Origin of the sequence: Rhodococcoides kroppenstedtii, assembly GCF_900111805.1 — a bacterium.
Classification (GTDB): domain Bacteria; phylum Actinomycetota; class Actinomycetes; order Mycobacteriales; family Mycobacteriaceae; genus Rhodococcoides; species Rhodococcoides kroppenstedtii.
In genome coordinates this window covers 30,980-43,105 of the sequence record NZ_FOJN01000015.1, presented here as the reverse complement: position 1 = coordinate 43,105, position 12,126 = coordinate 30,980, and the positions used below count along the sequence as shown (strand labels likewise).

Annotated in this window: 10 protein-coding genes; 9 read left to right on the top strand and 1 reads right to left on the bottom strand. The window is 71.9% G+C overall.

Annotated elements, in window-relative coordinates:
- Nucleotide 1 precedes the first annotated feature (1 nt).
- The 7 genes from BMZ18_RS16140 (at nucleotide 2) to BMZ18_RS16110 (ending at nucleotide 8,963) form a co-directional block, all read left to right on the top strand.
- A complete protein-coding gene (locus BMZ18_RS16140; RefSeq protein WP_068100697.1) occupies nucleotides 2-478 on the top strand; it encodes a GNAT family N-acetyltransferase in 477 nt (158 codons plus the stop codon).
- Entirely contained in the window at nucleotides 463-2,382 is a 1,920-nt protein-coding gene (locus BMZ18_RS16135; RefSeq protein ID WP_068364548.1) for a VWA domain-containing protein, read from the top strand. The genes BMZ18_RS16140 and BMZ18_RS16135 overlap by 16 nt, the downstream gene beginning before the upstream one ends.
- A 16-nt stretch (nucleotides 2,383-2,398) precedes the next feature.
- Nucleotides 2,399-3,019, top strand: a complete 621-nt coding sequence (cobO, locus tag BMZ18_RS16130; RefSeq protein ID WP_068100701.1) for a cob(I)yrinic acid a,c-diamide adenosyltransferase — start codon at nucleotides 2,399-2,401, stop codon at nucleotides 3,017-3,019.
- A complete protein-coding gene (locus BMZ18_RS16125; RefSeq protein ID WP_068364550.1) occupies nucleotides 3,016-4,416 on the top strand; it encodes a cobyrinic acid a,c-diamide synthase CobB in 1,401 nt (466 codons plus the stop codon). Before cobO ends, BMZ18_RS16125 begins: the two co-directional genes overlap by 4 nt.
- A 59-nt stretch (nucleotides 4,417-4,475) precedes the next feature.
- A complete protein-coding gene (locus BMZ18_RS16120) occupies nucleotides 4,476-6,170 on the top strand; it encodes a DUF7800 domain-containing protein (protein WP_068364670.1) in 1,695 nt (564 codons plus the stop codon).
- A gap of 61 nt (nucleotides 6,171-6,231) precedes the next feature.
- The gene (gene cobA, locus BMZ18_RS16115) at nucleotides 6,232-7,467 is read left to right on the top strand and encodes a uroporphyrinogen-III C-methyltransferase (protein ID WP_068364553.1); all 1,236 of its coding nucleotides are present in this window, start codon (nucleotides 6,232-6,234) and stop codon (nucleotides 7,465-7,467) included.
- 11 nt (nucleotides 7,468-7,478) lie between these two features.
- Nucleotides 7,479-8,963: an MFS transporter gene (locus BMZ18_RS16110; protein ID WP_068364557.1), complete on the top strand. Its 1,485-nt coding sequence runs from the start codon at nucleotides 7,479-7,481 to the stop codon at nucleotides 8,961-8,963.
- 1 nt (nucleotide 8,964) lies between these two features.
- Here BMZ18_RS16110 and yaaA read toward each other — a convergent pair whose 3' ends face one another.
- On the bottom strand, nucleotides 8,965-9,702 hold the full coding sequence (gene yaaA / locus BMZ18_RS16105) for a peroxide stress protein YaaA (protein ID WP_068364563.1): 738 nt from the start codon (nucleotides 9,700-9,702) through the stop codon (nucleotides 8,965-8,967).
- A gap of 55 nt (nucleotides 9,703-9,757) precedes the next feature.
- Between yaaA and BMZ18_RS16100 the strand changes: the two genes are divergently transcribed.
- Nucleotides 9,758-11,515, top strand: a complete 1,758-nt coding sequence (locus BMZ18_RS16100) for a proline--tRNA ligase (protein ID WP_068364566.1) — start codon at nucleotides 9,758-9,760, stop codon at nucleotides 11,513-11,515.
- Nucleotides 11,512-12,126 carry an O-methyltransferase gene (locus tag BMZ18_RS16095; RefSeq protein WP_068364569.1) on the top strand — a complete coding sequence of 205 codons (615 nt, stop codon included), beginning with the start codon at nucleotides 11,512-11,514 and terminating at the stop codon, nucleotides 12,124-12,126. Before BMZ18_RS16100 ends, BMZ18_RS16095 begins: the two co-directional genes overlap by 4 nt.

Sequence of the window (12,126 nt, the reverse complement as noted above, 5' to 3'; positions counted from 1 at the left end):
CATGGTCACAGCGACTGCAGCACTCAAGCGTTCCTGGGCACAGGACCTGTCGAATCGCACCCTCTACGAGCTGCTGAAGCTGCGTGTCGAGGTGTTCGTGGTCGAGCAGGCCTGCGCTTATCCCGAGCTCGACGGCAAGGACCTGCTGTCCGACACGCGGCACTTCTGGCTCGAGCGAGACGGTGAGGTGGTCTGCACTCTCCGCCTGCTCGAGGAGCACGACGACGGCTCGACGTCCTTCCGCATCGGACGCCTCTGCACGCACCGCTCCTCCCGCGGCCAGGGTCACACCACCCGGCTGCTGCGCGCCGCGTTGGCCGAGGTCGGCTCGGCGCCCTGCCGCATCAACGCCCAGAGCTACCTGGTGGAGATGTACGCCAAACACGGTTTCGTCCCCGACGGCGAAGAGGTGCTCGAGGACGGCATCCCGCACACCCCGATGCGCCGCGGCGGCGGGAGCCCGTGGCAGGACAAGTGACCGTCGGCTATCCCTTCTCGGCCGTGGTCGGCCAGGATCGCCTGCTGCTCGCTCTCACGCTCTGTGCCGTGCACCCCGGCATCGGCGGCGTGGTCGTGCGCGGCGAGAAGGGCACCGCGAAGTCCACGGCCGTCCGTGCTCTGGCGGCGTTGCTGCCGCCCGTGCGTGACGACGACGGCGAGCGCCCCGCCCGTCTTGTCGAACTGCCCGTCGGCGCCACCGAGGACCGCGTCGTCGGGTCCATCGACTTCGAGCGGATCGTGCAGGACGGCACGCGTGCGTTCACGCCCGGCCTTCTCGCGTCGGCGGATCGCGGCATCCTCTACGTCGACGAGGTCAACCTCCTCCACGACCATCTGGTCGACCTCCTGCTCGACGCGGCGGCCATGGGCCGGGTCCACGTGGAGCGCGACGGCATCTCACGCTCCTATCCGTCGAGGTTCGTCCTGGTCGGCACCATGAACCCGGAGGAGGGCGAGCTCCGCCCGCAGTTGCTCGACCGGTTCGGACTGGCGGTCGACGTCGCCGCATCGCGCGACGTCGACACCCGGATGGACGTCGTCCGTCGACGCCTGGACTTCGAGCTCGATCCCGTCGCGTTCGGTCAGCGGTACGCCGACGCCGACGCCGCCGTGGCCGAGCGCATCGCCGACGCTCGAGCTCGACTGGACTCCGTCGTGTTGCCCGAGACCGAACTGCGGCGGATCGCCGCCGTCTGTGCGGCGTTCGACGTCGACGGCATGCGGGGGGACCTCGTCGTCGCCCGCACGGCCGTTGCCCACGCTGCGTGGCTGGGCGCGGACGAGGTCAGCGAGGACGACGTCCGCGTGGCGGTCGAACTCGCGCTGCCGCACCGACGTCGGCGCGACCCGTTCGACGCTCCCGGGCTCGACGACGGCGCCGTCGACGACGCCATGGACAAGGCGGCCGAGTCCGTCGCCGAGCACGAACCGGACCCGGATCCCGATCCCGACGGCGACGGACCCGACGGCGGGGGCGGTGCGCCCGATCCGACGGACTCGCCCGACGCGACGGATCCGTCGCCGGCAACGCCCGAGCAGTCCGACGAGTCCACCGACCGCCGCACCCCCAGCGGAACGAACCCGGCGTCCATCGGCGCGAGCTTCGACACCCGACTGCTGCAGATCGACGGGGTGGGCGAGGGGTCGCCGGGACGGCGATCACGGGCCCGCACCACCAGCGGACGCACCGTGCGCGCCACCGAGTTCGCCGGAGGCAGCTTGCATCTGGTGGGCACGCTGCTGCGCGCGGCCGAGCGTCGGAGCCCCACGGCGTCGGGTCGACTGTCCATCGCGGGTGCGGACCTGCGGGGCGCGGAGCGCGAGGGCCGCGAGGGCAACACCATCGTCTTCGTCGTCGACGCCTCCGGGTCCATGGCGGCACGGGACCGGCTCGAGGCCGTGACCGGTGCCGTCGTCTCACTGTTGCGTGACGCCTACCAGCGTCGCGATCGGGTCGCCGTCGTCTCCGTGCGTGGTACCGACGCCGAGATCCTGGTGCCGCCCACGCGCTCGGTGGACGTCGCCGTCACTCGGCTGCGCCGCGCGCGCACCGGCGGCCGCACGCCACTGGCGTCCGGCTTCCTCACCGCGCGCGAGGTCGTGGCGCGGGAGCGGGTGCGCGAGCCCGGCCGTCGTGCTCTCGTGGTCACGGTCACCGACGGCCGCGCCACCGGTGGCCCCGACCCCGTCGACCGCGCTCGGCGCGCCGCGGCCGCGCTGGCGTCCGACTCGGTCGCGTCCGTCGTGGTCGACTGCGAGACCGGCATGGTGCGGCTCGGTCTCGCCCGGGACCTGGCGCGGGCGCTGCGCGGAACGCATGTCACCCTGCCCGAACTGTCGTCGGCGAGTGTCGCGGGCGTGGTCCGCGCCGCCGCGGCCTGACGCGAGAGAAGTCCCCGTGCCCCGAGGTGTGCCGCTGCCCGGCAGCGTTCCCGACGACGGTCTGACCACCCGGCAGCGTCGCAACCAGCCCGTCCTCGCCGTCCACACCGGCGCCGGGAAGGGCAAGTCGACCGCCGCCTTCGGGATGGCGTTGCGGGCGTGGAACCAGGGTTTCGACGTCGCGGTCTTCCAGTTCGTCAAGAGCGCGAAGTGGAAAGTCGGCGAGGAATCGGTCTTCCGCACGCTCGGTGACCTGCACACGAGTACCGGTGCCGGCGGCGCGGTCGAGTGGCACAAGATGGGGTCCGGTTGGTCCTGGTCGCGCAAGCAGGGCGACGAGGTCGACCACGCCGAGGACGCCCGCGAGGGCTGGCGTGAGATCGCGACGCGCATCGCGGAGGAACGGCACCGTTTCTACGTCCTCGACGAGTTCACCTACCCGCTGCACTGGGGGTGGATCGACGTCGACGAGGTGGTGCAGACGCTCACCTCCCGGCCGGGGAATCAGCACGTCGTGATCACCGGTCGCAACGCGCCGGCCGCGTTGATGGACGCCGCCGATCTGGTGACCGAGATGGCGAAGGTCAAGCACCCCATGGACGCCGGCCGCAAGGGCCAGCGCGGTATCGAGTGGTGACCGAGTCCCTGGCGGCCGTCGTGGTGGCCGCTCCGTCGTCGGGAAGCGGCAAGACCACGATCGCCACGGGCATCATGGGCGCGCTCCGCCGGGCCGGGCATCGGGTCGCCCCGTTCAAGGTGGGACCGGACTACATCGACCCCGGCTATCACGCGGTGGCGGCCGGGCGCCCCGGGCGCAATCTCGACGCGGTGATGGTCGGCGTCGACGCCCTGGTCCCGATGGTGCGGTGGGGAGCGCGGGACTGCGATATCGCGGTGGTCGAGGGCGTGATGGGGCTGTTCGACGGGCGGATCGCGCCCGACGACACCGCCGCCGTCGGTCCGGCCGCGGAGGGATCCACCGCCGCGGTGGCGACGACGATCGGGGCGCCGGTGATCCTCGTGATCGACGCCCGCGGACAGAGCCAGAGCGTCGGCGCGGTGGTGCACGGCTTCGCGACGCACGACCCCGGCGTGCGCCTGGGCGGAGTGGTCCTCAACAAGGTCGGCAGCGCGCGTCACGAGGCCGTGCTCCGGCAGGCGTGCGAGCGGGTGGGCGTGCCCGTGATCGGCGCGATCCCGCGGTCCGGCGCCCTCGACGTGCCCTCCCGCCACCTCGGCCTGGTGACCGCTGCCGAGCACGGGACGGCGGCGGTGGCCGCGGTCGACGCGATGGCGGCGCTGGTGGCCCGACACGTCGATCTCGACGCGGTGGTCCGGCTAGGGCGCACGGCGTCCGTTCCGGCGGCGACGCCCTGGTCGCCCGACGCCGCCGTCGGCGAGGTCCCCTCCGGCCCGGGTCCGACGATCGCCGTGGCAGGTGGGCCCGCGTTCACCTTCGGCTACACCGAGCACCAGGAGGTGCTCGTCGCCGCGGGTGCCGACGTGGTGACGATCGACCCGCGCCACGACCGGCTGCCCGACGGTGTCGCGGGCCTGGTGGTGCCGGGCGGTTTCCCCGAACTGCACGCGGAGGACCTCGCCGCGAACGAGGGGTTGTCGACGGACGTCCGTGCCCTCGCCGACCGCGGCGCGCCGATCCACGGCGAGTGCGCCGGGCTGCTCTACCTCGCCGCCGCCCTGGACGGCCACGCGATGGCGGGGGTGTTCGATCTGGACGCGGAGTTCGGGTCGGGTCTGACTCTCGGCTACCGCGACGCCGTCGCGCTGACCGACTCCGTGCTCTTCGACGCCGGGACCAGAGTGACGGGTCACGAGTTCCATCGCACGCGCGTCGTGCGCGCCGGCGACCACGCCCCGGCGTGGGGATGGCGGCGGGACGGAGTGACGGTACGCGAGGGTGCGGTCAGCGTCTCGGGACGCGTGCATGCGTCCTACCTGCACACCCATCCGGTGGCGACGGCGTCGGCGCTGACGCGCTTCGTCGGGGCCGCTCGGTCCGTCCGCTTCGGGTGAATCCCCCGAATTCCTCCGGGTCGCTCGCCATCCCCGCCGGGAGTGGCACTCTGGACGGAATGACGGACATCGACGGCCGACTCCTCCTCGGCCCCCTGGTGCGCTACGTCGACTGCGACCGCGCCACGTTCTGGGTCGAGACCGATCGCGCCTGCACGGTGGCGGTGCAGACGCGGGCCGACTCGGGCGAGACGAGGCGCGTCGAGGAACCCACCTGGGGCCTGCACGGCCATCACTACGCCCTCGTCGCCGTGGAGGGCCTGCCCGCGGACTCCGTCGTCGACTACACGGTCTCGATCGACGGTGACCAGGTGTGGCCCGCGGCCGGGCGTCGTGCCGTCGTGCACACGCAGCGATCCGACGGTCCGATCACGGTGGCCTTCGGATCCTGCCGTCGAGGGGACACCTACAGCGAGGAGGCGCTGACGCGCATCGGCGCGGACGCCCTGGTGGGGCTGGCCGATCGCGTGCGGGACCAGGAGTCCTCGCTCTGGCCGGATCTGCTGGTCTTCCTCGGCGACCAGGTCTACGCCGACGATCCCTCGCCGGAGATCGTCGACCGCCTCCACGCCCGCCGGGCAGCCGGGGAACGGGTGGCCGGTGCACGGTCGGAGGAGGTCGAGGACGAGATCTGCGACTTCGAGGAGTACACCTGGCTCTACCAGGAGTCCTGGGGGGATCTCCGTGTTCGCGAGCTCCTGGCCACCGTGCCCACGTGCATGATCCTCGACGACCACGACCTGCGGGACGACTGGAACTCCTCCGCCGACTGGCGGGCGGAGGTCACGCGGGCCCCCTGGTGGGAGGACCGGGTCATCGGCGCCTTCTCGTCGTACTGGGTCTACCAACACCTGGGCAATCTGTCCCCGCAGGAGCTCGAACAGGACGAGATGTACGCCGCGGTGCGGGCGGCGACATCGGACGCCGAGCGGGAAAAACTGCTCGCGGAGTTCGCGCTGCGGGCCGACAGCGAGCCGTCGTCGGCACGGTGGAGCTACCACCGTGACATGGGCAACACCCGACTGATCATGATCGACTCGCGGTGCTCGCGGGACCTGAGGCCGGAGCGGCGGGCGATGGTCGACGACACCGAGTGGGCCTGGGTCCGGGAGAAGGCACTGTCGGCGGACACCGAGCACGTCCTGCTCGGCTCGTCGTTGCCGTTCCTCATGCTGCCGGGCCTGCACAACATCGAGCAGTGGAACGAGGCGGTCGCGCAGGGCGCGTGGGGTCGTCGAGCGGCCGCGGTGGGGGAGAAGCTGCGGATCGCCCTCGACCTCGAGCACTGGGCGGCGTTCGGCACGTCGTTCGCGGACATGGTCGATCTGGTCGACGAGCTGGTCACCGGGCCGCAGGCCCCGCGTTCGCTCGTGTGGCTCTCGGGTGACGTGCACTGCTCCTACGTGGCCCGAGCGGAGACCCGCGTGCCGACGTCCACCGCGCTCTATCAGCTGACGATGTCGCCGTTCCGGAACCCGCTGGATCTGCCGATTCGAGCCGTGAACCGCCTCGCGATCCGCCAACCCGTGGCGCGGGCGCTCGAACGGCTCGCGCGCCGCGCGAAAGTGGAACCCGTGCACGCGCGCTGGGAGACCGAGGCCGGTCCGTGGTTCGACAACGGCGTGATGTCGCTCACCACCGACTCGCAGGCGTTGCTTCTGCGCGTCGACCACGCGGCGGTCGCCGACGGGCGACAGACCTTGCGCACCACCGCGGAATTCGACCTCACGCCGTCGGGCGCACGCCGCCGCTGAGCCCGTCCCGGGTCCCCGGTCGCCCGGCCGGTCACGCGGTGCTGCAGTAGGGTTCCGCGACGTGGATGCGACCGATTCCCCCTACTTGGTGGGGCTGAACCTGGCCGGTCGCCGCGTCGTGGTCGTCGGCGGCGGCAGTGTCGCGCAGCGCCGACTGCCGTTGCTGATCTCGTGCGGCGCGAAGGTGACCGTGATCGCGCGGGAGGCGACACCGGCCGTCGATGCCCTCGCCGATTTCGGGCAGATCGAGCTCGAGGTGCGTGACTACCGCGACGGCGACCTCGCCGGTGCCTGGTACGCCATCGCCTGCACGGACGAGGCCGACACCAACGCCGCGATCGTGGCGGAGGCCGAGCGGGATCGAATCTTCTGCGTGCGGGCCGACGTCGCCCGCGACGGCACCGCCGTCACGCCCGCCAGCGCGGAGTACGACGGTCTCACCGTGGGAGTCCTCGCCGGCGGCGAGCATCGTCGGTCCGCCGCGGTCCGCAACGCGGTGCTCGACGGACTGCAGTCGGGCGCAATCGCGGACGCGGCGGAGCCCGAGGTGGCCGGCGTCGCACTCGTCGGCGGCGGCCCGGGCGATCCGGATCTCATCACCGTGCGCGGTCGACGGCTGCTGGCCCGCGCCGACGTCGTGGTCGCGGACCGGCTCGCTCCGCCCGAGCTGCTGGCCGAACTCGGCCCCCACGTGCAGGTGATCGACGCCTCGAAGATCCCGTACGGGCGCTTCATGGCGCAGGAGGCCATCAACGACGCCCTGATCACCCACGGCAAGGCCGGCAAGTTCGTCGTGCGGCTCAAGGGCGGCGATCCCTACGTGTTCGGACGCGGCTACGAGGAGCTCGAGGCCTGCACGGCGGCGGGTGTGCCCGTCACCGTCGTCCCCGGCATCACCAGTGCGATCTCGGTCCCGTCGGCCGCGGGGGTGCCGGTGACCCACCGGGGCGTCACGCACGAATTCGTCGTCGTCAGCGGGCACCTGCGGCCCGACCATCCCGAGTCGTTGATCGACTGGCCCTCGCTCGCTCGCCTGCGCGGGACCCTCGTACTGCTCATGGCCGTCGAGCGGATCGACTCGTTCGCCGAGGTGCTGATCGCGCACGGTCGGCCCGCCGACACCCCGGTCGTCGCGATCCAGGAGGGGACGACGCGGTCGCAGCGCGTCGTCCACGCCGACCTCGAGACCGTCGCGGACCGGGTCCGCGAGGAGAACGTCCGACCGCCGGCGATCATCGTCGTCGGGCCCGTTGCGGGTTTTCCGGCGCGGATCGGGGATCTCGTTCCCGGGCAGTAGAGTGGCGCTCCATGTCCGCCTCCCAACACGTCGCGCCGATCGGGTATCCGGTGACGACCCGCGCGTTCGGACCGGCCATCGTCGCCCTCGGCGGCATGCAGTTGATGGCCGTGTTGGACGGCACCGTCATCAATCTGGCCCTCGCTCCACTGCAGGCGGAGTTGAACCTCTCGGACGCCGGACGCAACTGGGTGGTGTCCTCGTACGTCCTGGCCTTCGGTGGCCTCATGCTGCTCGGTGGGCGGATGGGTGACTCCTTCGGCCGCAAGCGCATGTTCCTCACGGGCGTCGCGCTGTTCACCCTGGCCTCCGCCGTGTGCGGCCTGGCCCAGAACGAGGCCATGCTGGTCGGTGCGCGCATCGTGCAGGGCGCCGGTGCAGCCGTCGCGTCACCCACGGCGTTCGCCCTGGTGGCGACGACGTTCGCGCCCGGTCCGGTGCGCAACCAGGCGATCGCGATCTACGCGGCCATGACCGGGGTGGGGTCGTTCTCGGGGCTCATCATCGGCGGTGCGCTCACCGAGGTGTCCTGGCGCTGGATCTTCCTCATCAACGTGCCGATCGGTCTGGCCATCCTCGTGGTCGGTGCCCGCGCACTCGTGGAGACGGCGGCCGAGCGCACCGCGCTGGACGTCCCGGGGGCGGTCCTGGCGACGTTGGGTTCGACGGCCGTGGTGTTCGGCATCGTCGAGGGGCCAGAGCGGGGGTGGACCGACGCCGTCACCGTGGCATCCGTTCTGATCGGACTGGCGCTGCTCGGCGCGTTCCTCGTGGTGGAGCGCCGCGCGAGCAACCCCCTGCTGCCGTTCGAGCTGTTCCGTGACCGCGACCGGGTCGCGACGTTCGCGGCCATCTTCTTCTCCGGCGGCGCCCTGTTCGCGATGACCGTGATCGTGGCGGTGTTCGTCCAGGACGTCCTCGGCTACAGCCCGCTGCACGCGGGCATCTCGTTCATCCCGTTCGGCGGCGGGATGGCCCTGGCCGCGGTCACCTCCTCGTGGCTCGCGCCGCGCGTCGCGCCGCGGTGGATCGTGTTCACCGGTGCGGTTCTCACCGTCGGATACCTCATCTTCGCGTCCCGCATCGACGTCGACGCGTCGTACTGGTCCGATCTCTTCCTGCCGATCGGCGGCATCGGGTTCGGCGTCGGCCTCGCGGTCATCGCGCTGCCGCTCTGCGCGATCGCTCAGGTGCGCGCAGAGAACATCGGACCGCTGACGGCGATCTCGCTGGTGGCCCAGAACCTCGGTGGACCGCTGGGTCTGGCGGTGGTCAGCGCGATGGCGGCGGCGAAGACGATGTCCCTCGGCGGGGTTACGGGGTCGGCGGTGTCCATGACGGAGGAGCAGGTGCGGGTGCTGGGCGAGGGGTACACCTTCGGGCTCCTCGGTTGCGCCGGATTGGCGACCGTCGCGGCCGTGTCGGCCCTGTTCATTCGCTACAGCGCGGCGGACGTGGCGTCCGCCAAGGCGGCCCAGGAAGCCGCTCGCGGCTGAATCAGGTCACCACCGTCAACAGTGTCGGGGAGGTGACCTCCACCCGCAGCCCGGCGGCGCGGGCGACGCGAGCGAGTCCGCGCACGTCGCTCGGCTCGGCGCGCGTGGTGGTGAGTGCGCGGGCGAGCAGGCCCTTGTGGTGCTTGTTGAAGTGGCTGACCACGGCGCGGGTGCCGTCGGGCTTCTCGGTGACCACGGTGGCGGTCACGGCTCGGGGCACGGGCCCGAGGTCCTGGTAGGCGCCGGACCGCAGGTCGACGACCACCCCCTGCGCGGCGGCGGCGAGCGCGTCGCCGAGGTGCGGCTTCCAGTGCGAGCGGAGCGTCCCGAGGCCCGGCAGGGTGGTGCCGCCGGACAGTCGGTACCAGGGCACGAGGTCGGTCGCGCGGACGGCGCCGAAGAGCGCGGACCCGATCCAGAGGCGCTCGGCCGCGCGGGCCCGGCCGGCCCGGGTGAGTGACGGCGCGTCGAACGCGTCGTACAGCACGCCGGTGTAACGCTCGAGTGCCGGTGCCGTCGGTCCGGTGCGGAGGTCGCCGTTGCGGACGGCGTCCGCGCCCTTTGTGGCGCCGAGTCCGAGAATGCGCGGGGCGTCGGGATCGTCGGCGAGAGCGACGACGGCGTCGACCACGGTCTCGCGGGCAGGCGTCAGCTCGGGCAGCGCGAGGGAGTCGAGGTCGAGGGGGCCACCGGTGCCGCCGTCGGACTTCGTCTCGGACGGGGGCAGCAGGATCAGCACGGTCGGCAACCCTACCGAGAGGGAAACACGCCCTCACCCACTAGGCTCGTCGGCTGTGATCACCCGCCTGTCCCACCTGTTCCTGCGCACCCTCCGCGACGATCCGGCCGACGCCGAGGTGCCCAGCCACAAGCTGCTCGTGCGCGCCGGTTACGTCCGCCGCGTCGCCCCGGGTGTCTACTCGTGGCTGCCGCTCGGCCTGACCGTGCTGCGCCGGGTGGAGCAGGTTGTGCGCGAGGAGATGAACGCCATCGGTGCGCAGGAGATCTCGCTGCCGGCGCTGCTGCCGCGCGAGCCCTACGAGGTGACGGGCCGCTGGACCGAGTACGGGGACGGGCTGTTCCGGCTGAAGGACCGCAAGGGCGCCGACATGCTCCTCGGTCCGACCCACGAGGAACTGTTCGCGCTGACGGTCAAGGGCGAGTACTCGTCCTACAAGGATCTCCCGGTCACGCTCTATCAGATCCAGACAAAATATCGCGACGAGGAACGTCCGCGCGCGGGGATCCTGCGCGGCCGCGAGTTCGTCATGAAGGATTCGTACTCGTTCGATCTCGACGAGGCCGGCGCCAAGGCGTCGTACCACGCGCACCGTGAGGCCTACCAGCGCATCTTCGACCGGCTGGGCATCTCGTACGTCGTCGTCGCCGCGACGTCCGGCGCGATGGGCGGCAGCGCGTCCGAGGAGTTCCTGGCCGAGTCCGAGATCGGCGAGGACACGTTCGTCCGCAGCCCGGAGAGCGGGTACGCCGCCAACGTCGAGGCCGTCGTCACTCCGGCGCCGCCGTCGCGGCCGATCGACGGTCTCCCCGCGGCCGTGGTGCACGAGACGGGATCCACCCCGACCATCGCGACCCTGGTCGACTGGGCCAACGGGGCCGACCTCGGTCGGACGGTCACCGCGGCGGACACCCTGAAGAACGTGCTGGTGAAGACCCGTGTCCCCGGCGGCGAGTGGGAACTGCTGGCCATCGGCGTGCCCGGTGACCGCGAGGTGGATGCCAAGCGCCTCGAGGCGTCGTTGGCGCCGGCGGAGTTCGAGCTGTTGGGGGACGCCGATTTCGCCGCGAATCCCTTCCTGGTGCGTGGGTACATCGGCCCGAAGGCACTGCTGGCCAACGGTGTTCGGTACCTCGTCGACCCCCGGGTCGTGCCCGGTACCGCCTGGATCACCGGCGCGGACGAGCAGGGCAAGCACGTGATCGACCTGGTGGTCGGTCGCGACTTCACCCCCGACGGCACCATCGAGGCCGCCGAGGTTCGCGACGGCGACCTCGCTCCCGACGGCCGCGGCACTCTGGTCTCCGCCCGCGGCATCGAGATCGGCCACATCTTCCAGCTCGGCACCAAGTACACCGACGCCTTCGCCGTCGACGTCCTGGGGGAGAACGGCAAGCCGGTCCGCATGATCCAGGGTTCCTACGGCGTCGGCGTCTCCCGCCTGGTCGCGGTGATCGCCGAGCAGATGCACGACGACAAGGGGCTGCGCTGGCCCGCGTCGGTGAGCCCCGCGGACGTCCACGTCGTCATCGCCAACAAGGACGAGGGTGCGCGCGCCGGCGCCGAGTCGCTCGCCGCCGACCTCGACGCGCGTGGACTCGACGTGCTGCTCGACGACCGGCCGAAGGTGTCGCCGGGCGTCAAGTTCAAGGACTCCGAGCTGATCGGCGTACCGCTCACCCTCGTGGTCGGCCGCGGCTGGGCGGACGGCACCGTGGAGATCAAGAACCGATTCGACGGGTCCACGCGCGAGATCGCGGCCGACGACGCCGTGAGCGAGATCCTCACCGCGACCGGGCGCGGCAGCCGGTGACGACGCCGGGGCCCATCTCGGCCACCGAGACCAGGCTGGCCGGCACGTTCGACGAGCGGTCCGCGGGTGACAAGCTGGCCTCGGTCATGGCCCGCACCGTCGGCGCCAAGCGTGTCCTCATCGTCGATCCGGTGGACGGCGAGTCCACCGCGCACGCCGTCCGCGCCGTCGGGCCACGGGGGCGAGTGGTCACCCTGGTGGCCACCGAGGCGGCCGCGGACACGGTGCGCTCGTCGCTCGACGAGGAGCTGGCGGCGCGGGTCGACCTCATGGTCGGTGAGCCGCTGACCACGCTCGCCCGTATTCGCGCGGACGACGACTCGCTGTTCGGCGTGATCGACCTCCACCTCCGTCGTATCGCCCGCGACGGGCCCGTCGACGCGGGCGCTCAGTACGTGGAGTGGGCCCTGGTGCTCGGCCGTCCCGGCACCGTTCTCATCGCGGACGGTGTGGTCGGCGACGGCGCCGTCGACACGGACGGGCCGGCGGGTGACACGCTGCGCGCCATGCTGAATCTGGTGGCGGCACACCCGCGACTGGACGGCACGGCGGTCCAGACGGTCGGGGTGCACGGACGCGACGGGCTGCTGCTCGCCGTCATCACCGACTGA

What these genes read in the sequence shown, in the direction of transcription:
- BMZ18_RS16140 (WP_068100697.1), top strand. Translation starts at nt 2, where the DNA reads ATGGTCACAGCGACTGCAGCACTCAAGCGTTCCTGGGCACAGGACCTG.
- BMZ18_RS16120 (WP_068364670.1), top strand. Translation starts at nt 4,476, where the DNA reads ATGACGGACATCGACGGCCGACTCCTCCTCGGCCCCCTGGTGCGCTAC.
- BMZ18_RS16110 (WP_068364557.1), top strand. Translation starts at nt 7,479, where the DNA reads ATGTCCGCCTCCCAACACGTCGCGCCGATCGGGTATCCGGTGACGACC.